The organism is Oceanobacillus manasiensis (genome assembly GCF_000724085.1).
Lineage (GTDB): Bacteria > Bacillota > Bacilli > Bacillales > Amphibacillaceae > Oceanobacillus_B > Oceanobacillus_B manasiensis.
Map to the genome: position 1 here is coordinate 1,548,055 of NZ_CCDL010000001.1, position 22,831 is coordinate 1,570,885.

At 38.3% G+C, this 22,831-nt stretch carries 26 protein-coding genes; 11 read left to right on the top strand and 15 right to left on the bottom strand.

The window, feature by feature from the left end:
- Positions 1-124: 124 nt before the first annotated feature.
- Entirely contained in the window at positions 125-910 is a 786-nt protein-coding gene (locus tag BN985_RS07605) for an HAD family hydrolase (RefSeq protein ID WP_042222264.1), read from the bottom strand.
- 240 nt (positions 911-1,150) lie between these two features.
- On the opposite strand from BN985_RS07605, the gene BN985_RS07610 reads away from it, so the two are divergent.
- Positions 1,151-1,609, top strand: coding sequence for a hypothetical protein (locus BN985_RS07610; RefSeq protein WP_042222266.1), 459 nt, complete (start codon positions 1,151-1,153; stop codon positions 1,607-1,609).
- A 148-nt stretch (positions 1,610-1,757) separates the two neighbouring features.
- Here the strand turns inward: BN985_RS07610 and BN985_RS07615 are convergent, their stop codons facing one another.
- The gene (locus tag BN985_RS07615; protein ID WP_042222268.1) at positions 1,758-2,528 is read right to left on the bottom strand and encodes an HAD-IIB family hydrolase; all 771 of its coding nucleotides are present in this window, start codon (positions 2,526-2,528) and stop codon (positions 1,758-1,760) included.
- Between the two features lie 88 nt (positions 2,529-2,616).
- Here BN985_RS07615 and BN985_RS07620 point away from each other — a divergent pair, with 88 nt between their 5' ends.
- Together BN985_RS07620 and BN985_RS07625 are read left to right on the top strand one after the other, a co-directional pair.
- Positions 2,617-3,315, top strand: coding sequence for a Crp/Fnr family transcriptional regulator (locus BN985_RS07620; RefSeq protein ID WP_042222270.1), 699 nt, complete (start codon positions 2,617-2,619; stop codon positions 3,313-3,315).
- 114 nt (positions 3,316-3,429) lie between these two features.
- Positions 3,430-3,912, top strand: a complete 483-nt coding sequence (locus tag BN985_RS07625; protein ID WP_042222271.1) for a hypothetical protein — start codon at positions 3,430-3,432, stop codon at positions 3,910-3,912.
- 73 nt (positions 3,913-3,985) lie between these two features.
- Here BN985_RS07625 and BN985_RS07630 read toward each other — a convergent pair whose 3' ends face one another.
- Entirely contained in the window at positions 3,986-5,683 is a 1,698-nt protein-coding gene (locus BN985_RS07630) for a M3 family oligoendopeptidase (RefSeq protein ID WP_042222273.1), read from the bottom strand.
- 110 nt (positions 5,684-5,793) lie between these two features.
- Between BN985_RS07630 and BN985_RS07635 the strand changes: the two genes are divergently transcribed.
- Both BN985_RS07635 and BN985_RS07640 read left to right on the top strand, forming a co-directional pair.
- Positions 5,794-5,988, top strand: a complete 195-nt coding sequence (locus BN985_RS07635; RefSeq protein ID WP_042222276.1) for a YwbE family protein — start codon at positions 5,794-5,796, stop codon at positions 5,986-5,988.
- Between the two features lie 94 nt (positions 5,989-6,082).
- Positions 6,083-6,367 (top strand): hypothetical protein, encoded by a 285-nt coding sequence (locus BN985_RS07640; protein ID WP_042222278.1) that lies wholly within the window; start codon positions 6,083-6,085, stop codon positions 6,365-6,367.
- A 154-nt stretch (positions 6,368-6,521) separates the two neighbouring features.
- On the opposite strand, the gene BN985_RS07645 is transcribed toward BN985_RS07640, so the two are convergent.
- A complete protein-coding gene (locus BN985_RS07645; protein ID WP_042222280.1) occupies positions 6,522-7,376 on the bottom strand; it encodes a CvfB family protein in 855 nt (284 codons plus the stop codon).
- 574 nt (positions 7,377-7,950) lie between these two features.
- Here BN985_RS07645 and BN985_RS07650 point away from each other — a divergent pair.
- Positions 7,951-9,372 (top strand): serine hydrolase domain-containing protein, encoded by a 1,422-nt coding sequence (locus BN985_RS07650; RefSeq protein ID WP_042222282.1) that lies wholly within the window; start codon positions 7,951-7,953, stop codon positions 9,370-9,372.
- Between the two features lie 193 nt (positions 9,373-9,565).
- Here BN985_RS07650 and BN985_RS07655 read toward each other — a convergent pair whose 3' ends face one another.
- Genes BN985_RS07655 through BN985_RS07670 form a run of 4 tightly spaced genes read right to left on the bottom strand, consistent with a single transcriptional unit; the run spans position 9,566 to position 12,116 of the window.
- Positions 9,566-10,231, bottom strand: coding sequence for an ABC-2 transporter permease (locus BN985_RS07655; RefSeq protein WP_042222284.1), 666 nt, complete (start codon positions 10,229-10,231; stop codon positions 9,566-9,568).
- 13 nt (positions 10,232-10,244) lie between these two features.
- Positions 10,245-10,886 carry an ABC-2 transporter permease gene (locus tag BN985_RS07660; protein ID WP_042222286.1) on the bottom strand — a complete coding sequence of 214 codons (642 nt, stop codon included), beginning with the start codon at positions 10,884-10,886 and terminating at the stop codon, positions 10,245-10,247.
- Positions 10,883-11,737, bottom strand: a complete 855-nt coding sequence (locus tag BN985_RS07665) for an ABC transporter ATP-binding protein (RefSeq protein ID WP_042222288.1) — start codon at positions 11,735-11,737, stop codon at positions 10,883-10,885. The genes BN985_RS07660 and BN985_RS07665 overlap by 4 nt, the downstream gene beginning before the upstream one ends.
- A 4-nt stretch (positions 11,738-11,741) precedes the next feature.
- Positions 11,742-12,116 carry a GntR family transcriptional regulator gene (locus tag BN985_RS07670; protein ID WP_042222290.1) on the bottom strand — a complete coding sequence of 125 codons (375 nt, stop codon included), beginning with the start codon at positions 12,114-12,116 and terminating at the stop codon, positions 11,742-11,744.
- A 101-nt stretch (positions 12,117-12,217) separates the two neighbouring features.
- Between BN985_RS07670 and BN985_RS07675 the strand changes: the two genes are divergently transcribed.
- Both BN985_RS07675 and BN985_RS07680 read left to right on the top strand, forming a co-directional pair.
- Entirely contained in the window at positions 12,218-12,442 is a 225-nt protein-coding gene (locus tag BN985_RS07675) for a hypothetical protein (protein ID WP_156960097.1), read from the top strand.
- Positions 12,443-12,455: 13 nt separating this feature from the next.
- Positions 12,456-13,352, top strand: a complete 897-nt coding sequence (locus BN985_RS07680) for an AEC family transporter (RefSeq protein ID WP_042222295.1) — start codon at positions 12,456-12,458, stop codon at positions 13,350-13,352.
- A 213-nt stretch (positions 13,353-13,565) separates the two neighbouring features.
- On the opposite strand, the gene ytaF is transcribed toward BN985_RS07680, so the two are convergent.
- Positions 13,566-14,168 (bottom strand): sporulation membrane protein YtaF, encoded by a 603-nt coding sequence (ytaF, locus tag BN985_RS07685; RefSeq protein WP_042222297.1) that lies wholly within the window; start codon positions 14,166-14,168, stop codon positions 13,566-13,568.
- A 149-nt stretch (positions 14,169-14,317) separates the two neighbouring features.
- Here ytaF and BN985_RS07690 point away from each other — a divergent pair, with 149 nt between their 5' ends.
- Complete coding sequence (locus BN985_RS07690; protein ID WP_042222299.1) at positions 14,318-16,489, top strand: DNA topoisomerase III; 2,172 nt, start codon at positions 14,318-14,320, stop codon at positions 16,487-16,489.
- A 183-nt stretch (positions 16,490-16,672) separates the two neighbouring features.
- On the opposite strand, the gene BN985_RS07695 is transcribed toward BN985_RS07690, so the two are convergent.
- The gene (locus BN985_RS07695) at positions 16,673-17,185 is read right to left on the bottom strand and encodes a YtxH domain-containing protein (protein WP_042222301.1); all 513 of its coding nucleotides are present in this window, start codon (positions 17,183-17,185) and stop codon (positions 16,673-16,675) included.
- 65 nt (positions 17,186-17,250) lie between these two features.
- Positions 17,251-17,448: a DUF2188 domain-containing protein gene (locus BN985_RS07700; RefSeq protein WP_036575325.1), complete on the bottom strand. Its 198-nt coding sequence runs from the start codon at positions 17,446-17,448 to the stop codon at positions 17,251-17,253.
- Between the two features lie 82 nt (positions 17,449-17,530).
- Here BN985_RS07700 and BN985_RS07705 point away from each other — a divergent pair, with 82 nt between their 5' ends.
- Together BN985_RS07705 and BN985_RS07710 are read left to right on the top strand one after the other, a co-directional pair.
- Entirely contained in the window at positions 17,531-17,857 is a 327-nt protein-coding gene (locus BN985_RS07705; protein ID WP_042222307.1) for a CHY zinc finger protein, read from the top strand.
- 99 nt (positions 17,858-17,956) lie between these two features.
- On the top strand, positions 17,957-18,196 hold the full coding sequence (locus BN985_RS07710; RefSeq protein WP_036575320.1) for an indolepyruvate ferredoxin oxidoreductase subunit alpha: 240 nt from the start codon (positions 17,957-17,959) through the stop codon (positions 18,194-18,196).
- A gap of 316 nt (positions 18,197-18,512) precedes the next feature.
- On the opposite strand, the gene BN985_RS07715 is transcribed toward BN985_RS07710, so the two are convergent.
- From BN985_RS07715 to BN985_RS19490, 4 genes are all read right to left on the bottom strand, one after another.
- Entirely contained in the window at positions 18,513-20,573 is a 2,061-nt protein-coding gene (locus BN985_RS07715) for a thioredoxin domain-containing protein (RefSeq protein WP_042223032.1), read from the bottom strand.
- Between the two features lie 232 nt (positions 20,574-20,805).
- Positions 20,806-21,969, bottom strand: a complete 1,164-nt coding sequence (locus BN985_RS07720) for an erythromycin esterase family protein (protein WP_042222310.1) — start codon at positions 21,967-21,969, stop codon at positions 20,806-20,808.
- A gap of 407 nt (positions 21,970-22,376) precedes the next feature.
- Entirely contained in the window at positions 22,377-22,592 is a 216-nt protein-coding gene (locus tag BN985_RS07725; RefSeq protein WP_042222311.1) for a hypothetical protein, read from the bottom strand.
- A 62-nt stretch (positions 22,593-22,654) separates the two neighbouring features.
- Positions 22,655-22,786: a hypothetical protein gene (locus BN985_RS19490; protein ID WP_269635266.1), complete on the bottom strand. Its 132-nt coding sequence runs from the start codon at positions 22,784-22,786 to the stop codon at positions 22,655-22,657.
- Positions 22,787-22,831: the final 45 nt, after the last annotated feature.

Genomic DNA, 22,831 nt, shown 5'->3' on the forward strand with positions numbered 1-22,831 from the left:
ACTAAAAGCCGAAGTGGTGTCCCACATTACATGTAACCTGATTCACTTCTCAAAACTAATTCCATTACATTTATACAAAATAAAAACGGAGCATATCACCTTTCAAAGGTGCTGCTCCGTTTTCTTATTTAAGCAAGCCGAGCTGTTTCAGTCCGTTTGCGATCCCCGACTCTGTTACAGTAGTGGTTTGGTGCTTCGCATAGGGTAGAAGTTCTGTAGCGCAATTTCCCATGGCGAATCCTTCTCCAACTGTTTGTAGCATTTCTTTATCATTCATCCCATCGCCAAATGCAATTGTTTGTTCCTTCCTAACACCTAAGCGATCCATAATCCGTTCTACAGCCACACCCTTGTTCACGCTTTGACGGATAATATCGTAAGAGTGTTCTGCACCTTCCACATTCACTTGCGACAAGTGTATATCTGCTTCTTTTTCATATGCTGCCACATCTTCAGGTTGCAAATTCAGTAATGTGCCGCTAAGTACGTTGCTTGTTATTTCCTCTGTGAATTTTTCATTCTGTTTTAGATTAAAAATGTCGATGAATTGCTTTGTTTTTGGATGGGTCATGTTTGTAAAATAATTTTTCTCAGCCGTATAGAAAACAATCTCGTTGTTTTGTTCTTTTGCTATTTTAAGAAACTCCTGTGTTGTACTCTCTTTCAAAGTCTCGTTGATTATAGTCTCTTCTTGGTAAATACCTAAGGCGCCATTATAACCAACAAAGGAATGTACATCTAGTTCCTCTGCAAGATCCATGATTTCATGTAGCGGCCTTCCTGTTGCTAGGAAAACTTCCACTCCTTGTCTTTTTACTTCTGCGATGGCATTCTTCGTAGATTCGGTGTATGTGTGATCTGGTTTTAAGATCGTTCCATCTATATCGAGGAATAATATTTTATATGACATGTGGCTCTCCTTTTTCTGTGCATAGTATATAGGAAATTCTAACATAGTTTTTCATATAGGTGAGGAAATTAAACATCTCCAATCCCAACATAACGATTATACTGTGAGATAGAGCAAGTAAATCACATTTTTTACTTATTCTTTTAACTTATGTTCAATAGAGTGAAACTTTATCCTGTTTTCTTTCGTATATATAGTAATAAAACTATTTTGTATATTAAGAAAAAGGGGGCAAACATGATGAAAAAGCGATTCATTTTATTATCACTCTTTCTTGTACTTTTCCTTTCAGCTTGTAATGGTAACGACGAATTAGCTGGAAAAACCTTTAAACTTAGTTATCCATCCTTGGATCCAAACATGGCAATAGAGGGGGATGCTGATGATCCTGATAAATATGCGTCCCTTTTGACAGTAGAGTTTTTAGATGGAAAATCATTCACGAGCTCTATTCAAAACGGAGAGGGAACATATGAATTAAATGACAATGTTCTTTTGCTTCATTTTAAAAATGACAATGAAATATTAAAACTAAGTTTAAATGTTAAAGAAAGTGAGATAGATTTCAGTACGTACGCAGCGGAAATTAGTGATGCTGATTATGAAATGACGAATACGGATAAAGTAAGTCATTTTAAAAATCTATATTTTGCATTAAATAAGGGTACTTATATTGAATTTATTGAAGTAAAAGAGTGATAAAGTATTTTTGCAATTAAAATTGGAACGAATTATAAAAAAGCTTAGAGGAAAAACTTCTCTAAGCTTTTTCTAGTGTGATCTAAAATGTGAATTACGGTGATAATCCCCACAGTATAACAAAAGAAGCTTTATTTGCATGAATTGGTTATATGTTTAATGATGTCTGCTTCTCATTTAATTCTTGTAGTTTTTTCGGCAACAGGCTTTCGATCTCTGGTACCAATAGTATTTCTGATGCAAACGGAGCTAGTTGCTTATTCTCACCAACCATTACCGAATGTAAAGCATGTTGGAACATCGCAATGTCATTTACATCATTCCCAAATGCAATGTACTCGCCGTCTTCTATTCCCAGCTGTTGCAATCCATGCCACTTATTAATACCACTAGGACTAATATCTAAAATTCCTTCATTGTCATGTTTGTTAAGCCCCACATCTAACAAGCTCAACCTTTCTTCCATAGTCTCTATACCTGCAGACGCGAACAATAAAATCTTTACAATAGATTGTAGCTGGTTTAGTGGTATGTTCTTAGCACGGTTTTGAATATCTAGATTCTTTAATATAGGATGTGTAGCAGGACCAGTATAAGCATAATTCCATTCGCCATCTATTAAGTAATTAAGCTGGTTAATGTTAATTAAGGATAAAATTTCAGCAAGTGTTTCTTCACTAAACGTAAAGGCTGAAAGTATTTTGCCATTTTTAGCCACAAGCGAGCCGTTGCCTCCAATCATAGGATAATGGTGGAAGCGTTCAGGTAAGACCGGAAGAATATCACGTATTGGTCTAGCTGAGGCAAATATTACCTCATGTCCGTCCTGTACCAATTGCTCCAATGATCTTAAGATTGTTTCTGAAACAGGCTCGCCTTTAAAACAAATCGTTCCATCTAAATCAAATACATAATTCATAAAATACCCCCAAAAAACGTGTTCGTGTAACTATCATAGCAGGTTGTATTATAATGAAAAGGACATATGTCCCAAAAGGAGTGGTCACATGAAATTAATTCAAGATAAGAAATTTCTCTATAAAACCATAGAAAAGTACGAGCTTGATGAAATATTTGCTTTTCAAAAAGATCTACCTTGGACACTTCAATCTTTTAAATCACAAGAAATTATTCTACATGAAGGAAGAGAACTAGAATCATTGCTGTTTTTAGTAGAAGGAAAAGTAAAAGTAACTTCAAGTGTAGCAACGGGAAAATCACTTCTCTTACGGTTTGTGCAGCCATTTTCAATTATAGGAGATATTGAACTTGTAAGGGATGTTCCAGTTCAATCACAAATAAAGGCAGTAGAGGAGAGCCTCTTGATTGGTCTACCACGAGACTATATAAAAAAGCATGAAATGGACAATCCCAAATTTTTGCAAATATTATTAGATCACGTGACCTACAAATTACAAACCTGTACGACAGCTTCCCGGGTGAATTCATTAGCATCTGTTGAGAACAGGTTTGCGAGCTATCTTTTGTCTACACATTCTGCTGATTCAGATCAACCTTTTGGTTTAGAATTAAAAACAACAAACTTACAAGAGATAGCGGGGTTGCTTGGCACAACATACCGTCATCTTAACAGAGTAATTCAAAATCTTATCCAAAATGAGATTATAGAAAAGGACAAGCACTTAATTCAAATACAAGATTGGGAACAGCTCGAAAAAATGTCCAACGGAATTCGTTATGAATAACTACCGATATATACCATCTCTACTTCAAACAAAATGGTCACAAAATGTTCACTTATGAAGATTTTTTAAAACCTATATAATAACAAAGTACTTTAGAAGAAGGGATGAGGGAATATGCCAACAACAAAAAAAGAAAGCTTTTATTTTGGATTAATGATGTGCTCAGGAATGGTTATTGTAATGACCTTTTATAATTTGTTCATGCAAGATCTGCTCGGGGTTATTCCGGTCACAGGAATTATTTTTAATCTACTATTAGGATTTATCGTAGCATTTGCTTTGGATTTATATTTTGTGGGCCCTGTTGCGAGGAAAATTGCATTTTCACTACCTATTAAACAAGACATGAAAATTGTTAAAATCCTGACCATGTCTGTCCTAATGGTTTTAGGAATGGTAATATGTATGTCGCTTTATGGATTGATAACTGCATCCGTAGTGGGTGGTTTAGGAGAAGGCTCCTTGTTGGAAAGCTATGCTTCTATCGCCATGAAAAACGTGATCTTAGCATTGCCATTACAGCTTATCATCATGGGACCGCTTGTGCGTTATGCATTTACTAAATTCGTTAAACGGAACGAAGTTAGTGTAGCTTAAACAATGTATAATGCAAAATTAAAGAAACAGGCCGAATGGATATGATGCATATCATTCGGCCTGTTTTTATATGTTATAAAGCTTTGTCGTCGACACTATCCAGCCATTTTTCAATAACTTCAACGGTATCTTCCACTGTACCTTGCTCAAATGGTGACTTTAAATCAGCTGCCTCAACAAGCCCCAAGAATGACTTGGATCCACCAAGCTTACATAGACGAAGATAATCTTCCCATGCCTGCTCCTGATTTTCTCTCGATTTTTTCCAGAACTGGAATGCACAAATTTGCGCTAAAGTGTAGTCGATATAATAGAATGGAACATCATAAATATGACCTTGGCGCTGCCAATAGCTACCAGCTTCCAAATAAGCATTTCCATCATAATCCACGTGCGGAAGGTACGTTTCCTCTAGCTTTTTCCACGCTTGTTTGCGCTCATCTGGAGTCCATTCAGGGTTTTCATAAACAAGATGCTGGAATTCATCAACGGCAACCCCGTATGGAATAAAGTGAAGTCCACTTGCTAGATGGGCATATTTATATTTATCGGTATCCTCTTTGAAAAATAGTTCCATCCACGGCCATGTGAAGAATTCCATACTCATGGAATGGATTTCCGCTGCTTCATATGTCGGGAACATATACTCTGGAACACCAATTTGTCTGCTGGAATACACTTGGAATGCATGACCAGCTTCATGTGTGAGGACATCAATATCGCCAGAAGTTCCATTGAAATTGGCGAAAATGAATGGTGCCTTAAAGTCCTCAAGGTAAGTACAATATCCACCAGCTTCTTTCCCTTTCTTTGCTTCTAGATCCATTAAATTGCGATCAAGCATGAATTGGAAAAATTCATTTGTTTCATCAGATAGTTCTTCGTACATCTTTTTGCCATTTTCAATAATCCATTCAGGAGAACCTTTTGGTGTAGCGTTCCCTGTCTTAAAATCAAAATTTGTATCATAGAACTTCAGATTATCGATTCCGATACGCTCTGCCTGTTTTTTATAAAGTTTGGAAGCAAGCGGCACAATAACGTCTCGAACCTGTTTTCTGAACACGTCCACCATTTCAGCATTATAATCAATTCGTTGCATACGTACATAGCCAAGCTCAACGAAGTTTTTATAGCCTAATTTGACTGCAATTTTATGACGTACTTTTACTAGCTTGTCATAGATTTCGTCAAACTTCTCGCCATTGGATGCGAAGAAACCAGCACTTGCATTCATTGCTTCTTTCCTTACAGCACGATCCTTGTGCTCAGCAAAGGGCCCTAACTGTGCTAATGTATACGTTCCACCTTGGAATTCCACTTCAGCAGATGCTACAAGCTTATTGTATGCAGAAGTTAATTTGTTTTCTTCTTGTAATAGACTCATAACCTCTGGAGAAAATGACTTAATTTGATAGTCGGCAATCTGAAAAAGTTGAGAGCCCCATTGTTTTTCTAACTCTTCACGATAAGGGGAGGAGATCAACTCTTTATAAAAAGCGGTAGTCATTTCAGAGAACTGTGGTCCTACTTCATCAAAAAAGTCTCGCTCTTTTTGATAGAATTCATCATTCGTATCGATCGAAGCGCGGATATGAACAAGGTTAGACATCGTATCTAACGTACTTCTTTGTTTATTAATTGTTTCCATTGCTTTTGTTGCTTCCTGGTAGGAAGAAGCCTCTTTAAAGTCTTTTAACAATGTTTGGAATTTCTCTTTTTCTGCTTGCATATCTGGTCGCTCATAAGTGTAATTTTCAAATGTTTGCATAGGTGACCCTCCTTTACTAATACTATTCGACATAAATAGGGGGAATCCTTTTTTTGGACAAAGGAAATAGTATATAATGAAGAGAGTTAATTAAAAGGAGTTAATTAAAAATGCAGGTTGATGGAAGACACCGTAAAAATATATATCCAGGATTAGAAGTTGAAGTTATTTTAAAGAAGGACCAAAGATCAGGGAAGCGAACAGCAGGGGTTGTAAAAGATTTGCTGACTAATTCGTCGTACCATCCACATGGCATAAAAGTTCGCCTTGAAGATGGGCAGGTAGGCAGGGTAGTCTATGATTGAGTTAGCATATAGACTAAGCCTTCCTGTAATTGACTTTACATCTGTTCAATTGTAGACTAGAAGTAGATTAATACATAATTTATGGGGTGAAGAAATGGTAGAATCAGTTTTAACTGTTGGGGGCATTACGGCTGCAGTTCTTGTAGCAATAAGTCTATTTATTTCTAAAGCGGTATCAAAAGATAAACATATTGGCTATTTTCCAAGTCTTATTGTTGCACTTATGGGTGGTGTATTTGTCGTTCTTGCAGCACTTGTCGGTAAGGTAGATATCATGGGTCTAGGTTTTGGTGGATGGGGAATTGCATTCTTTTTTGCAGCAGCCCTTGGTATCATTATCACAGCGATACTAGATTCATATGCTAACGCTGAAGCGTAAATAAGAGATTAGTTTTACTTTATAGTAAGTCTGTAGAGAGCAATGCTTTCTACAGGCTTTTTTGTATAAAAAAACCTCACCGACTTGGTGAGGAATTTCTCTGTTTCATTAAAATCTTGTAGAGAAGTAGGGAACCCCTTCAAACAGGTGCGCTCTATTTCAAATACGTACTTCCGTCACGCTGTTCTACTTTTCCTTCTTTCATTAATTTCCCAAGCGCACGTTTAAATGCAGCTTTACTAATTTGGAATGTGCCCCGAATGTCTTCTGGATCGCTTTTATCATCGAAAGGAATAACGCCACCGCTTAATTCAAGGTGTTCCAATATCGCGTCCGCATCTTCTCCCATGCTGTCTTGTTTCAAGGGACGAAGTGAAACATTTAAGGTGCCATCATGTCTTACTTCAATTACACGACCGGTTACAAGTTCACCTAGGCGAGGCTCTGTTTTTCGCTCGGTGTGATGAATAAATCCACGATAATCTTCTGTTGTTAGGATAGCAGCGCCTTCTCTGCTCGTATGGTAAACCGTCCCAGACACCTGTTGGTTCAGCAATTCCTCTGGCGCCATCTCTACTTCGCGCGCAATTACTCCTTCTGTTGCAGGGATGGCAAGCAGTCTGCCTTTCTGGTCTTTACCCAGTGTAACAAAAAGCTTGTCTCCTTTTTTGGGCCAAACCGATTCAAACAGGGGAAGATCATCCTTGGAAACAAGAATTTCTTTTGTCGTGCCGATATTAACGAAAGCTCCAAGATTAGCAAGGACTTCTGACACTTCTGCCCATCCGTATTCATCCATTTGGATATGGGGAAGTTTTGTTGTAGCGATGGTGTTTCCCTTTTTATCCTGATAAAGGAAAACTTCTACTTCTTGGTCGACTTCAAGCTCCGTTTCGGTTTCATTTTCGTGCAGCAATGCTTCTTCTAGATCCTTTTGCAGAACATAGCCTGTTTCAATTTTTCGTAGTACCACCATCGTCTGGATAGTACCTATAGGTAAATCACTCATCAGCAAACCTTCTTTCATTTATGTAGGATTGGAAAAGGGGTACTCACTAGTAAGAGTACCCCTTTGATTTGCAAAGTAACACATAAGATTTAAATTTTTATTAACCCCGAGTATATCGGGTGGGAAATTCTTTTTATAACCTCGGAAAACATACGATTTCCAGGCGTATTTAGGCTACAAGCCATATATTCTTCATTTATAATTCGAAAACCTTTATGAGGTTTTTTTAGAATTTCACTTAACCGCGGTACGTGTTCCACTGGTTGTTCTCTAACTTAAGCAACATAAGCCCTACCTGCTCTTATGTCCTTGCGACCCCTTAGTCGCGCCAGTGTGAATAAGCATCTTCAAAAACATTGTAGAATGCCAGATCACTTATCTGTTACTTCTTTTTAATACCAACGTTTATAATCTCATATATGCTGTACGTTGTCAAGAAGAATTTCGTTTGCAATATAACATATGTGAATATCGGTCTGAAGTCGTAGATAATACCAAACTAACGGAGGGTGCATAAGCGACCTGAGAAGATTAAAGTGTATCTAAAGACAAAAAAGAGAGTAGGGTTTATTTTATGAGAAAAGAAACAGTGGTCCGCGAATTCGAACAATATTTTGATGACATTTTGAAAAGATATCACGTACCTGGATTTGCAATGGGAATAGCTGAAAATGGTAAAATAGGGTATGAGAAAGCGTTTGGATACCGGGACAGTGAAGCTGAGCTACCGTTATCACTGGATACCGTATTTGGGGTAGGTTCCATAACAAAAGCCGTTACAGCAATTGCTATTCTTCAGTTACAGGAGAAGGGAAAGCTAAACGTACATGACCCTGTCAGCAACTATTTACCTGCTTTTAAAACGCGTAATAAAGAACAATCCGAAAAAATAAGTCTACACCATTTTTTGGTGCACTCATCAGGCCTTCCACCATTAGCCACTTTAATGGGGTCAGTAAAGAAAAGTATAGAAAGTGATCCAGACTTTAAAGTAGATCCACAGCAAGGAAATCCATTGGATGCGATTCAAACAATTGATACACATGCGGATTTAATGGATACCATTGCAAAAACAGAATTCACAATGCTCGGGGAACCAGGAACAGAATTCAGTTATTCCAATGACGGTTATGCCCTTTTAGGTGCAATTATAGAAAGGGTTAGTGGTATGTCATATGAACAATATGTGCAAGAAAATATTTTTACTCCTGCTGGCATGCACCATAGTGTTTTTCAATATGAAGACTTGAAGGGATATGAAGATATAGCCGTCTTATATGTCATGGAAAATAATGAGGATGAAAAAATGATAGAGAGGTCCAATCATGCATGGGATGCGCCTGCAATGCGTGCAGCAGGATTTATAAAATCGACATTGAATGATATGCTCAAATTCATGGAAGTGATACGAAATGAAGGAAAAGTTGGAAGTGCAAGAATTCTATCCACTGAAAGTGTGAAGGTTATGACGACACCTTACATGCAGTGTTCACATGATACTTATTACGGATACGGCGTCATGATTATTCCAGATTTCTTTGGATATAAGCTCATTCACCATGGTGGAGATATAAAAGGGGTAACAGCCCAAATGGGAATTCTTCCAGAACTCGGATTAACCGGAATATCGCTTGCAAATCTTGCAGAAGCCCCGTCTTCCAAACTTTTATTTAGCGCATTTGCAGGTAACTTAGGAAAACCAACTGACGCTTCACACTTAAATGTCGAGATTGTCGACATACCACATGAAAGTTTAAAAGAGTTTGAAGGAACTTTCGTAGCAAATGATGGCATTACAAGCACGTTCTATTTAGAAAATGATGAGCTGTATGTGACAATTCCTGGCTTTGCTACTAGAGTACTTAAACCAATTGGTAATGACCAGTTTTTAACATCCGTGAGGGACCAAGATACCACCATTCGTTTTAAAAGAAATAAGGATAAAAATATCCATCGGGTTGAAATTGCATTCCGGCAACTTCTAAAGGTAAGGTAAAGGGTAGAAAATAAGTGAACATAAACCTCATAGGGATAAATATAGGAGAATTCAAATAGGGTGTATTATAATACAACTTTTTGACAAACAGAAACAGCCAAAGAACCAGTAATTACATAGGTTCCAGGCTGTTTTTTATTGAGAAAACACAAGGATATAATTAACGGCATAGCCTCTCGAAAACATACTATTTTCAAGTCACCTTTTCCTTTTTAACAAACAACAGTTCGGATAGCTTTAAGGAAAGATAGAAAAGGATAGCTGTAGCCAAGACAAGCGTTATATAAGGCTGAAAAGGAATATACTTTTCAACGAGTAGTACATATCCTGGATCAAGGTCATTAAAGATAATCTCATGCTCCATCCCTAAAACGTTAGTTAGAGGAGGTAGGGTTAAGATTATGGAGAGAAAATACAAAAATGCTAGGATTCCAGTAGCCATTAAAAAGGAAGAAAGACCATAATAAATTGGAATAGCAACAACTTCTATTAAGGCTGCTATACACAAAAGGACCAGCATATCCTTCCAGCTATAAACATAATAGTTATTTTCTAACGTAAGGCTGAGGATCCTCCCCCATATGCTTTGGTATAAGACGAAACATATACTTACCATTAAAATGGACACATATCTACCTCGCACGATCGAAACCCTATTGACAGGAAGACTAGACATATAAAGCTTACTTTTCTCCCGCTGGTCGGTAAAAAATAAGCCTACTGTAATTGCCAGTACATAGGCAACAAAAATAAAATACAAGGGAAACATAACAGCATAAAACATTGGTATGGTAAGGAGAAAAAGCAGTATTGTTCCCCAAGTAGGCATCATAAGATCATATTTAACAAAGTGTAGCATCGGGATCCTCCTTTCACACTTTCGCTTTTTTAGTGTATATTTTTGCAGATAAAAGGTAGGACAGGTATAAGAATACAAAAGATATTACGATTAGAATAACTATTGGTTGAAAGGCAATCACATCGAATAGCCATTTTAAAAACGGTTCGTGAAAAGAAATCAGTTCATTTCCTTGGAAAATTGCAAAAGTGAAGGAACTGAAGAGTAAAAATATTATTTGAAAAAAGAAAGCTTTGTTAAAAGATTCTACATAATAGTAGATTGGAAAAGATATGGAAACAATTATACAAATAGTAGTAAACAAAATAGTCATACTTATGGAGTCTATCTGTTGGGAGGCCAAATAGGGCGACCCATAATGAGCGAGACTATCAACAAGCCAAACGTAAAGTAAGAAGCCGATCACGAATAATAGCAAAGATGCATATCTGCTTAATACGATGTGGTGAAGCTTGACAGGGAGACTTCCTATAAAGCGATTCACGTTATTGAGATTATCACTATAAAATAGGCTGAAAAGAAAACCTAAGATTATAGCAAAGAAAAAGTAGATATCTGACAGCTCGATAACGTAAAAAACAGGGATTAAGGGCACAATAACTAAGTAATAAACACCATTTAGGTAAAGATCCTTTTTCATTAACTGTGTGATCATGCATGTCCCTCCCTCGTCAGGAAGTACATTATATCTTCAAGACTAGCATTTTCGATCACTATTTCATCGCTATAGTCATCAAAAATAGTTGGGTCTCCTTCAAAGAGTGCTGAAAATCCATGCTGGTTCATTTTTATCCCTGAAAAGAGTGTCTCTGTATCTGCATCAATCATTTCCCGCTTCCCTTTCACAATATGGAACTGCTCCTGTATTTCCAGCATGCTTTTTTGAAAAATGATTTCTCCTTTGTAAATGAAAACAATATAATCGGCGATGCGCTCTAGATCAGTCGTAATGTGTGTGGATAAGAAAATCGTTTGATTATCACGCAGCATTAATTCCTGTAATTGATCAAGCAACTCCCTACGGAAAATAGGGTCAAGACCGGATGTTGGTTCATCCATAATAATAAATTCATGTTCATGGGATAGTGCAAAAAGTAGTGAGCATTTCATTTTCATACCTTTAGAGAAATGCTTAAGTTTTTTCGTTAACGGCAATTCAAATTCTTTTACGTATTTTTCAAATAGCTTCTCATTCCAATTTTCGTAAATTGGGGCAAGGAACGATTTCATTCTCTTGATATTAAATTCGTCGTACATATAAAGTTCATCATAAACAAAGCCAATCTTTTGCTTGATCCGATAGTTTTTATTGCTTTCATTATATAATTTGATAACACCAAAATCTGGGTGGAGGAGGTCCATCAGCATTTGGATGGTCGTGGTTTTGCCACTGCCATTTGGGCCAATAAATCCTGTGACAAAGCCTCGGGGGATCGTCATATTTATATTTTTTAGGGTGAAATCCTTTCTTTCTTTTGTTACATTCCGAAATTCCGCTACATTCATCCCTTTATTCTCCTTCATAATAGATTTCCAGCAGCTCCAATAGTTCCCCTTTTGAAAGCCCAAGCCGTTTTCCTTCCAATGCAATCTTTTCCAGTTCATTCTCCAGCTCGCGCACTTGCCATTCCTTCAACACATGTGGTTGTTGACCGGCAACGAAGGTTCCCTTGCCAACAGAGGAGATGAGATAACCTTCGTTTTCCAAATCTTCATATGCTCTTTTCGTTGTAATGACACTAACCTTTAAATCCTTAGCCAGTGTACGCATGGAGGGAAGTGCATCGCCTTCTTTAAGCTCTCCTGAAAAAATATGCTGTTTAATCTGTTCTTTAATTTGTTGAAACAAAGGCTCCTTGCTCGTACTAGCAATTAGAATATTCATTTACAAAACCTCATTTTGTTATTGTGTATATACATTATATACAATATATACACATTTAGTTTCTTTGTCAACAGTTGTAATTAGAAAGTGAATCGGGAGTGGTGGGAAGTGAATCGAGAGAGTTGGAAAGTGAAACCACAGCCATGCAAAGTGACACCGCACCACCCAAAAGTGAAACCACAGTCATGCTAAGTGAAACCACAGTCATGCTAAGTGAAACCATAGCCACGCAAAGTGGAACCAAAACACCCAGAAGTGAAACCACCCAATTCACCCGCCCCGAACGAAACAAATATGGTAAACTAGGAAAATACAAAAATATATAGTGGGGATGTCATCATGAGTTTATTTTTAAATGTTATTTTGCCAATTATGGCAGTTTTTGCTGCAGGATATGTATTACAAAGGATTCGGTTGCTTGATGTGAAATCTGTTTCAGCTGTATCCCTTTATATTCTGTCACCAGCACTTGTGTTCATAGGATTGTACGACGCTTCATTTGATAGCGATTTTTTCATTATTTTCATTTATATGTTTGTCTTGTTTTTTATGATGGTCATTCTTAATAAAATACTGGCACGCCTATTAAAATGGTCGCCCTCTGTGGAGAGTGCATCCATTCTATCCACAGGATTTATGAACTCTGGTAATTATGGATTGCCTGTTGTCCTTTTTAGTATAGGGCAGGAGGCAGTGCCATATGCCATTTTCATAATGGTTGTCCAAGCATTGCAAAATAATTTCTTCGGTGTCTATTATGCATCACGAAGTACGAGTGGCATGAAGCGGGCAGTAGTAAATGTAATGAAAATGCCAACCACCTATGCGGCGATACTTGCTTTTGCTTTTCAGCAATTTAATATAACTGTTCCGGAGGCGGCACATTCGACTCTTTCCATGGTGGGGGACGCCGCGATTCCTGTCATGATGGTTATGCTGGGTATGCAGCTTGCTTCTATTACAGGACTGAAATTAAACTGGCAGGTGTTAGCTTCGGCTGTGACATTAAAAATGATTATCGCACCACTCATTGCTTTTGGCTTTGTGGCCATCTTGGACGTGGATCCGCTCATTGCATCGGTCTTAATCATTATTTCTGCAATGCCGACAGCAGCCACTACGACGATGTATGCCATTGAGTTTGATACAGAGCCTGATCTTGTATCAAGCATTACTTTTGCAAGTACACTCATCAGCATTGTGACAATTACAATACTTCTTAACATTGTTTCGTAATGTTTTTTACCGACCAATAGAGGGTAAGCTATAGGCAGGAGACAAAAGAAAACAAGCGAACACTGAAAGGATGAAATGTATGTTACGCACAATTCTAATGATTATCGGAGCAATCGTTGTTATAGGTTGGATCATCTCCATGCTGTAAGCAATGAAAAAATCCCGAATGCCTCTAAAGCATTCGGGATTATTTTATTCCGCTATAACAGGCAGTTATAGAATAATATTACATACGCCAATTGCTATGAGCAGCACGGATGGAAGAAGAGACATTTGCTGCATCTGTTTACTTTTAGCCAAAAACAGACCTAGTCTGATACCGCTAAAAAGGAAAATTCCGCTCATACAGGCAACGAGTATGGCAGTTAAAACAGGTGGATAGCCTAGCATGGAAGCACCAATTCCTGCTCCAAAGGCGTCTAAAGCTAACGCTGCCCCTAATAAGAGGGCTTCCGAAGTAGATATATTCCCAGATTTATCTAAGTCTGCTTTGTTAGGATCAGTTAAAACGGTTGTAATGGCGTTTTGATTTTGTTGCTGTGTTTTACCAGAGCGCAAGTTATTGTAAAAGGTAAGTGACCCAATGGCAATCAAAATTCCGCCACCGATATACCTCGTTATTTCAGGAGATAAGAGAGCAGTAATGCCTGTGCCAATGGACATCGCTACTAGTACGATCCCACCTGAACAAAGCATGATAATACACAATGCAGCAACAGGGACATGTATTTTCCTCATCCCATATGTGACACCCACACCAAACCCATCAAGACTTACGGCAACAACTAAAAGTAATAATCCTGTATAGAAAAGCATACGACCAATTCCTTTACACGTTCGTTGTATCTTTAGCTTATGGTAGGAGGGCAGACTCTGTTCCTGTCCAACGAAGTGGCCCTGCAACACCGCTGCATTCTGTGGTAAAGTAGAAGAAGGGCTTTAACCAAAAGAGAGGATTTTTGTGTATGAGTAAAATCGTTGTATTAGCAGAGAAACCTTCCGTGGGCCGAGACATTGCCCGTGTATTACAGTGCAATAAAAAAGGCAATGGGTTTATGGAAGGCTCAAAATATATCGTGACATGGGCGTTGGGACACTTAGTAACATTGGCAGATCCTGAGGTTTATGATGAAAAATATAAGACTTGGAAGCTTGATGACCTGCCAATGCTGCCAAAGCAGCTAAAGCTTGTTGTTATGAAAAAAACTGGTAAGCAGTTTAATGCAGTAAAATCCGTTCTAAACCGAAATGATGTCTCATCTGTTGTTATCGCAACAGATGCTGGACGAGAAGGAGAGCTCGTAGCACGCTGGATTTTAGAAAAAGCGCGCAACACAAAACCAGTGAAGCGACTGTGGATTTCTTCTGTTACAGATAAAGCCATTCGAGATGGGTTTAATCAATTAAAACCTGGAGGAAAGTTTGAAAATCTGTACCATGCAGCTGTAGCACGTTCTGAAGCTGACTGGTATGTTGGACTTAATGCTACACGAGCCTTAACGACGAAGTTTAACGCACAGCTTTCAAGTGGCAGGGTACAAACACCAACACTAGCGATGATAGCGGCAAGAGAGAACGAAATCAAAGCCTTTCAGCCACGCAGTTTTTATGGAATTGTAGCAAAAACAAATAAAGGCTTTAAACTAACATGGCAGGATGAAAAAAATAATACGCGGATCTTTTCCAAGGAAAAAGCAGATGCTCTACACAAGCGTCTAAAAGGCAAGTCCGCCAAAATCACACAAGTAGACAAAGCGTATAAGAAAAAGCATGCACCACAGCTATATGATTTAACGGAATTGCAACGGGATGCTAACCGAATATTTGGCTTTTCTGGTAAGCAAACACTATCCTTGATGCAACGACTATACGAGCGCCATAAAGTACTGACATATCCACGTACAGATTCAAGAGTACTCACTACAGATATCGTCCCAACATTAAAGGATCGTCTAAAAGCATGTGGGGTAGATGAATATGCCAAGGTAGCAGGAAAGCTAGCGAATAAGCAATTTAAGCTGCCTAAATCTGTCGTGAATAATGAAAAAGTTTCGGATCACCATGCGATTATTCCGACAGAACAGCATGTGATCCTAGCAGATCTTGATGATAAGGAACGTAAGATTTATGACCTTGTTGTGAAACGCTTTTTAGCTGTTCTTTCCGATCCGTTTGAATACGAACAGGTTACATTAGTTGCAACCATTGATGGAGAACACTTTTCTGCAAAAGGGAAAACAGTGAAGAAACAAGGCTGGAAAGAGGTTTACAACAACCGTTTTGACGATGAGGATAGCCAGAATGAGGAGAAATTGCCTGCAGTGGAAAAAGGGGACACCTTCTCTAACTTAAACATTTCTCGCACAGAAGGTGAAACCAAGCCACCAGAACGCTTTACCGAAGGTGCGCTGCTTCAGGCAATGGAAAACCCTGTACGTTATATGCAACCAGATGAAAAGCATCTTGCTGGAACGATTAACGAGACAGGAGGCCTAGGAACAGTCGCCACCCGTGCTGACATTATTGAGAAATTGTTTAATGGCATGTACATGGAGATGAAAGGAAAGCATATTTTCATCACATCAAAAGGGCGCCAGTTGCTTGATTTAGTACCAAATGATCTACAATCCCCAGCACTTACTGCAGAATGGGAGCAAAAGCTTAGCCTCATAGCAGAAGGGAAATTAAATAAAAATAAATTTATTGCAGAAATGAAGGATTATGCCAAAGATGTGGTACAGCAGATTAAAAACACGCAGGAAACGTTCAAGCATGACAATATGACAGGAACCAAATGTCCGGACTGTGGAAAATTAATGCTTGAAATCAAGAACAAAAACGGCAAAATGCTCGTATGTCAGGATCGCTCCTGTGGCCATAAGAAAAACATCGCCAAACAGACAAATGCACGCTGTCCAAAATGCCATAAGCGTCTCGAGCTACGCGGACAAGGGGAAGGCCAGATGTTTATGTGTAAATGTGGACATAGAGAAAAACTGTCTACCTTTAACGAGCGAAAACAAAAAGAGAAAAAGCATAAGGTATCCAAGAAAGATGTTAATAAGTACTTGAAGAAACAGGATGAAGGCTTTACCAATAATGCCTTGGCAGAGCAATTGGCTAAGTTGAAGAAGTAGATAGCTGTATGAAAAAAAGCCTAATCCTTTATTAGTGTAGAAAGGAATTAGGCCTTTTTTGTTATACCGAATGTGTTACTCTATTAAACGGTAAGGGTGATGGGGTGAAATTAATAATAGTAAATTGCTTGTGTTAAAGAAATCTTATACCTAAAAAAAGCGCCACTATGGGCGCTTTCTCTTTTACATTTTATTTACTGGTTCGTCTAGTACATGATGATCTGTTTCGTTTGAAGAGTTGCTGGATTTTGAAGAGGAGTTAGTAGCTTTTGCTTCCTTCTTCACCTTTTTACCAGCATCCATTGCAGTGTTTCTTGCTTCGTCAATATCAGACTTGGCATCCTTTACACCTTCTTTGGCATCTTTCGCATGGTCACCAAGCTCTTTTGTATCTTCCACAATATTTTTAGCTGTCTCTTTCAATTCCTGGCCTTCATTAGCCCAAACGTTTTGTACTTTCTCAAGTGCTTGCTGTGCACTAGATAGTGTTTGTTTTGCATTTTCAACAAGAGACTGTTTCGTACCATTTGGATCATCTTTAATCTTTTGAGTGTACGTTACAACAGAATCTTTCGCATTCATGGATGAATCTTTTACTTTTGTTCTTGTTTTTGGATTCAGAAGGATGAAGGAAATACCTGCTAAAGCTCCAGCACCTACTAGTAATCCAACTTTGTTATTTTTTGTTTTTTCCATTGTTCATCTCTCCTGCCTTTTATTGATTTAGTTTACTAGTACCCTCGCGATAGAAATGTAAACTACTAGAATCGTTTTTCTTCTATGACGTTATGGTTCTTGTCCATAATTTCCACCATGCTTGGTGTGTTTTCTTTAGCCATTTGCTCTGCGGCAGCGATGGCGTCATCTTTTGCCTCGTATACATCTTCTGGTGCAACGTTTTCTAGCTTAACAAACCATCCTGACACATCTACATTTGGTACGACACTATATGTTTTCATTTTGACAAACTCCTTTATAATGATTATATCTAAGCTTTTCCCACTGAAAGAGTAAGTAAAACATTGTAAAGGGGCTAATTTTTTGAATATACATGGTTTTAATATAAAAGGTTCTATCGACAATGAGACACGTTGTGAGCATTATCACGGGCCTACAGACCGGATTGCAATAAAGTTTTATTGCTGTCAGGAATATTACCCGTGCTATAAATGTCATGAGGAGTACGGTTGTGGGAAAAAAGAAGTTTGGCCAAAGGAGAAATTCGATAATAAAGCCATACTTTGCGGGTCTTGTGGTAATGAACTAAGTATTGGTGAATATTTAAAGTCAGGCTATGCTTGTCCTTCCTGTCATGCACCTTTTAACCCAGGATGTGCATTACATTACGAACTTTACTTCGAAAAATAGCGGGAATTTGTTCTAAGCTGTTTACTTGCAATTGTCCTCTCATGTATCATAATAGAAGAGATACTAGCTATCTTTTACGTAATAAGGGAGGTAACTTAAATGGCATTCGTTATATTGGATCCATGCGGACCGGAGAAAGCAGCCGAATGTGTCAGTGTGTGTCCAGTTGATTGTATAGAGGAAGGCCCAGATCAGTTTTACATAGATCCAGATATTTGTATCGATTGTGGAGCATGTAAAGCCGTCTGTCCAGTAGATGCAATAGAGGAAGAATACGATATAACACCAGAACAAGAAGTATTCCTAGAAAAAGCAGAGAAATTCTTTGCAAATAAATAGATAGATGGAAAGCCGCCTCATCGTTTGATGGGGCGGTTTTTCTGTGCCTATTATGGTTCCTGAAAAGTCGCGTGGGAGTCTCGTGAAGTAGCGTGGGGGCTTCGTAAGGTCGCATGGCAACTCGAAAAAGTAGCGTGGGGGCTTCATAAGGTCGCGTGGTAATCTCGTGAAGTCGCGTGGCAACTCGGAAAAGTCGCGTAGCAACTCGGAAAAGTCGCGCGTCACCACCCGAAAGAGACGCACCACCACTCGAAAGAGACGCAGCCCGCCTCCCAAGAGACGCACCACCACCTGAAAGAGACGCACCAATCCTAAACTACTTCAATATCTCCTCCAAAGCACTCTCCACATCTGTCGTCGGCTGCTGACAAGCAAAGTTCTCACAAATATAAATAGTCGTTTTATTTTCTATTTGCTTATAATCAGCTGCAAATGAAGCGACCCTTGCCAAACGCTCAGCATCTTCAGCGACCAATAACGTAATATGGGGTAGGAAATGCTGGTTCAGTTCTCGGATTAAACGCTGTCTAGCTGGGTCGTTCTCCATACCGATAATTACAACTTCCTTCGTTGGATTCTCGGTTAACTGCAATGCTTGCAGGAAGAACGGCGCTGCCGAAGCCTGTCGCTTTATATCATCATAAAAGCTATGGTACATTTCATCCACTTTATCAAGATAAAGAGACTCTCCGGTTAAATATCCAATCCTAGCAAGCATAACAGCTGCTACACTGTTACCAGAAGGTATGGCGCCATCATAAACATCTTTATCTTCTGCAATAAGTTCCTCACTGTCTTTTCCACTGAAAAAGAAGCCACCATTTTCCTCGTCCCAGAATAATGCAAGCATTTGATCAGCTAGATGCTTGGCTTTCCTTAGATAGTCCAGCGAATACGTTGCTTCATATAATTCGAGGTAAGCCCAGGAAAGATAAGCATAGTCGTCAATATAAGCTTTATACTTCGTTTCGCCATCACGATACCGAGCCATCAGGCGGTCATCATCCATAAGCTTTTCTTCAATAAAGGCAACTGCCCCCTTGGCATAATTTAAGTATTCATCCTGATCAAATACTCTTGATGCCTTTGCTAGAGCGGCAATTACCATGGCGTTCCATGAGGTTAAGACCTTGTCATCGACATGTGGGTAGACGCGTTTCTCCCTTACCTCTAACAGTTTCTGCCGGGATTCCTCTATCTGCTTGCTTAACAGTGCAGGCTTGATGCCGTGTTTTGCTGCTTCTATTCCTAAGTCCTTGCCAATAAGGTTCGGAATATTTTTTCCTTCAAAATTACCTTGAGGGGAAATGGAATAGACATCTGCAAACAAAGAGCCTGCTTCGTCTCCTAGGACAGATAATATCTCGTCATAGTTCCACACATAATACTTTCCTTCTACACCTTCAGAGTCAGCATCAATTGCAGAATAATAGGCTCCATCTGCTCCCTTCATTTCCCGCTGTAAAAAGGTGATGATTTCAGTAGCTATTTTTTTAAAATGTTCATCCTTTGTTAGCAGATATCCTTCTGTATATGCAATTAAGAGTAAAGCATTGTCATAGAGCATTTTTTCAAAGTGGGGGACAAGCCATGTTTCATCTGTCGCATATCTGGCAAAACCAAATCCAATATGATCATACATGCCGCCTTCTGCCATAGAGTAAAGGGTTTTCTTCGCCATATCGAGTGCAGCATTGTTCCCATTTGCTTGATAGTGTCTGTGTAAAAAGGTAAGTACATGTGGCATAGGGAATTTTGGAGCATCCCCAAAGCCTCCATACGAAAGATCAAACTGCTTGGAAAGTTGATCGAAAGCCTCCTGACAGCTTTTCTCCGTAAGTCTGGATTCACTTTTGGCCATGACGGTTCGTTTCAGTGCTGCACGTACACTTTCCGTAACTTCGGAAATATGGGCAGGATCATCTTCATATTTTCTGTGCAATTGTGTCAGCATTTCCATTACGCCTGGTCTTCCATATTTACTTTCTTTAGGGAAATAGGTACCCGCATAAAAAGGGATCTGATCAGGTGTCATCACAACTGTTAATGGCCAGCCACCATGCCCTGTCATCATTTGGCAGACCTTCATATAAATCGAGTCAACATCTGGACGTTCTTCTCTGTCTACTTTTATCGAGACATAATGGGAGTTTAAAAGGTCGGCAACTTCTTCATCTTCAAAGGATTCGTGTGCCATAACATGACACCAATGACAAGTACTATATCCAATAGATAAGAAGATTGGCTTTCCTTCCCGCTTTGCTTTATCAAACGCCTTTTCTCCCCATGGGAGCCAATCCACAGGATTATATGCATGCTGGAGTAAGTATGGAGACTTTTCTTTTATTAATCCGTTCGGTTTTTGGTTTGATGTCATAGGATGATCACCTTCTATTCGTAAAATGTTATATGTTACTTTACCACAAAACACCAATTCCATACCAAATAGGAAAGCATCATTCCTTCTTGAACTTGACGTTAACGTTAATGGTAAACTGAAATTATTGAAAATTGAAAGAAAAGATAACACCCCAAAAGTTAGACTTGACACTCTAACTTTTAGGGTGCAATACAAAGGCCAAGGGTGGTTCTTATTCTACAGATAAACATTAATTATTTGCTAAAAAACCTGTAGGATTTACATTTTTAAAGAATATTATGCCATCATATTGTTCAATTGGTTTTATTGTCAACCTTAAACCACCACTTTCGAGGACCTTCATTTTTTGATTAGCCCAGCTAGGTTGACATGGTATAAAAAACGATTCATACATTGTTTGATTTAAAAGCCATTCTAGATGTTTTTTGTTTACTTTTTTAAAAGAGAAAACTTCACCAAAAGGATTGCCATATTTGCCTTCCTTGGCATAGTACCCTATAACAATACTTTGTTCTTTAATATTATTATTTGTGTTTTCAAACATAGACTTATAAGGAGAAAGAAGACTTGAAGAACTTAACTTCTTAATATGAAGATTATGTGCCCAAATAATAATCTTTTCATTAGGATATAATTCCTCCGCTAAATATTCTAAATTCCTAGCCATTAAATAATCCCTATATTCAAATAGTTGGGAAAACCCTTTTTCTATGTTAGCTTTGAAGTAATCTACTCGATTATTTATAGAATGTATAATTCCTTTTTTCAAACGCTGTTCGTTTAGAAGATCTATACCTTTTAATTCCTGAAGAAGTATTTCTCCTAAATTGATAAGTTCTTCGAATTCTTTCTGTATTTCCTTTTTCTTGATTCGCTCCATTTTTAGAATTTCATTAACCCGATCATCAAACTTTTGAAATTTTTGTTTTAGGTCATTTGGTAGTTCCTTAAGCAGGAAACTACTTAGATGCTTCCCTTCACTTTGCTGTACATCGACACCAGCTAATTTAAGAGGTTGTTCATATGATTTTGTTTGCTGAATATATTCAAACAGTTCAAGGTTTGTACTATTTTGCCACATCTTTCCTATTGAACCTTGCATAAACTCTAAGAGTGCTATATTTGTTGTTTCTACTAAATAGTCTCCAAGTAAACAATCTCCTAACTCACTTTCAAAAGCTATAACATTAAAACCTAGTTCTTTATGCAGATATTTAATTAAATCAATTTTACTTGAACTATATTCTTTCACACAGTGGCTGCTCTCACCTAAGAAGATAAATTTCTTGTTCTCTAAAAGAGTTTTTAAAAAATCGTAATTATTTTTATTCCCAGGAGTATTTAATTTTATACATTCATCTTGAATGGTTTCTACCAGATAACCAGTTTTCATATAAATCAGCTCCTCGCTAATTATCTACTAAACTTTCAATCCATGGATCCTTAGATTATTCAACGCCTAACGAATATAAGCGCAACCACCAAGTAGAAATGAGCACTCTTTAGTAGCGAAACGCCCACTTTACTTGGAGAGGCGGGCATGATAGCCTAACATGGCAAGCCAGCAGTGTCTCTAAATAAACTGGCTTCCTGGCTTCGAAATCTTGCCCGCAGAGGCTGTGGCAGAAGTTTACTTGCAAACACACCTGGAATAAGGATGAGATGGAAGCAAATCCAGTTACCTTAAAATATTTTCGAATTATCTGTGGGTAAAAAATGGGGTTGTCCAGTTGTAGTTTGTTTTTAGTTGTGGATTTTTAAAAGTGGAATTGATTCTTAAATCGCGCAAACTCTCGTTCATTACGAGCGGCTTTTTCCCTGGTCCGCCTCGATGGTTTTTAGCTTGTCCATTACTTCAGTATGTTGCTCCTTGCTTTCTTGCTTCATAACTGTTTGTTCTTCCAAAATAGAAACCACTGTAGTGATAAGCTGTGATAGTGTTTTCTCTATTTGGTCAAATCTTTCATTTTGTTTATCCAACATCTGTTCTAAACGATCAAATCTTTCCTCACTCAACCTAATCACCTCCTTGTCCTAACCATTCTAACGTACCGTCTATTAGGTTTTTACAGAGGAATTTATTCTTCAACAGCTACTGCAATTTTACTGGCAATCCAACGTTTTGCAGTCGCTTCATCAATTTCATAGATTTTCCCCGCACGGAGCAAATCCCCATGATATGCTGTTTGTACATTCATTTTTACCTTCATTTCTGTTCTCCTCCAATTCATTACATATTCCAAGTATACAGGAAA

Coding starts and splice junctions, on each gene's coding strand:
- BN985_RS07605 (WP_042222264.1), bottom strand. CDS start 910: ATGTCATATAAAATATTATTCCTCGATATAGATGGAACGATCTTAAAA.
- BN985_RS07610 (WP_042222266.1), top strand. CDS start 1,151: ATGAAAAAGCGATTCATTTTATTATCACTCTTTCTTGTACTTTTCCTT.
- BN985_RS07615 (WP_042222268.1), bottom strand. CDS start 2,528: ATGAATTATGTATTTGATTTAGATGGAACGATTTGTTTTAAAGGCGAG.
- BN985_RS07620 (WP_042222270.1), top strand. CDS start 2,617: ATGAAATTAATTCAAGATAAGAAATTTCTCTATAAAACCATAGAAAAG.
- BN985_RS07625 (WP_042222271.1), top strand. CDS start 3,430: ATGCCAACAACAAAAAAAGAAAGCTTTTATTTTGGATTAATGATGTGC.
- BN985_RS07630 (WP_042222273.1), bottom strand. CDS start 5,683: ATGCAAACATTTGAAAATTACACTTATGAGCGACCAGATATGCAAGCA.
- BN985_RS07635 (WP_042222276.1), top strand. CDS start 5,794: ATGCAGGTTGATGGAAGACACCGTAAAAATATATATCCAGGATTAGAA.
- BN985_RS07640 (WP_042222278.1), top strand. CDS start 6,083: ATGGTAGAATCAGTTTTAACTGTTGGGGGCATTACGGCTGCAGTTCTT.
- BN985_RS07645 (WP_042222280.1), bottom strand. CDS start 7,376: ATGAGTGATTTACCTATAGGTACTATCCAGACGATGGTGGTACTACGA.
- BN985_RS07650 (WP_042222282.1), top strand. CDS start 7,951: ATGAGAAAAGAAACAGTGGTCCGCGAATTCGAACAATATTTTGATGAC.
- BN985_RS07655 (WP_042222284.1), bottom strand. CDS start 10,231: ATGCTACACTTTGTTAAATATGATCTTATGATGCCTACTTGGGGAACA.
- BN985_RS07660 (WP_042222286.1), bottom strand. CDS start 10,886: ATGATCACACAGTTAATGAAAAAGGATCTTTACCTAAATGGTGTTTAT.
- BN985_RS07665 (WP_042222288.1), bottom strand. CDS start 11,737: ATGAATGTAGCGGAATTTCGGAATGTAACAAAAGAAAGAAAGGATTTC.
- BN985_RS07670 (WP_042222290.1), bottom strand. CDS start 12,116: ATGAATATTCTAATTGCTAGTACGAGCAAGGAGCCTTTGTTTCAACAA.
- BN985_RS07680 (WP_042222295.1), top strand. CDS start 12,456: ATGAGTTTATTTTTAAATGTTATTTTGCCAATTATGGCAGTTTTTGCT.
- ytaF (WP_042222297.1), bottom strand. CDS start 14,168: ATGCTTTTCTATACAGGATTATTACTTTTAGTTGTTGCCGTAAGTCTT.
- BN985_RS07690 (WP_042222299.1), top strand. CDS start 14,318: ATGAGTAAAATCGTTGTATTAGCAGAGAAACCTTCCGTGGGCCGAGAC.
- BN985_RS07695 (WP_042222301.1), bottom strand. CDS start 17,185: ATGGAAAAAACAAAAAATAACAAAGTTGGATTACTAGTAGGTGCTGGA.
- BN985_RS07700 (WP_036575325.1), bottom strand. CDS start 17,448: ATGAAAACATATAGTGTCGTACCAAATGTAGATGTGTCAGGATGGTTT.
- BN985_RS07710 (WP_036575320.1), top strand. CDS start 17,957: ATGGCATTCGTTATATTGGATCCATGCGGACCGGAGAAAGCAGCCGAA.
- BN985_RS07715 (WP_042223032.1), bottom strand. CDS start 20,573: ATGACATCAAACCAAAAACCGAACGGATTAATAAAAGAAAAGTCTCCA.
- BN985_RS07720 (WP_042222310.1), bottom strand. CDS start 21,969: ATGAAAACTGGTTATCTGGTAGAAACCATTCAAGATGAATGTATAAAA.
- BN985_RS19490 (WP_269635266.1), bottom strand. CDS start 22,786: ATGAAGGTAAAAATGAATGTACAAACAGCATATCATGGGGATTTGCTC.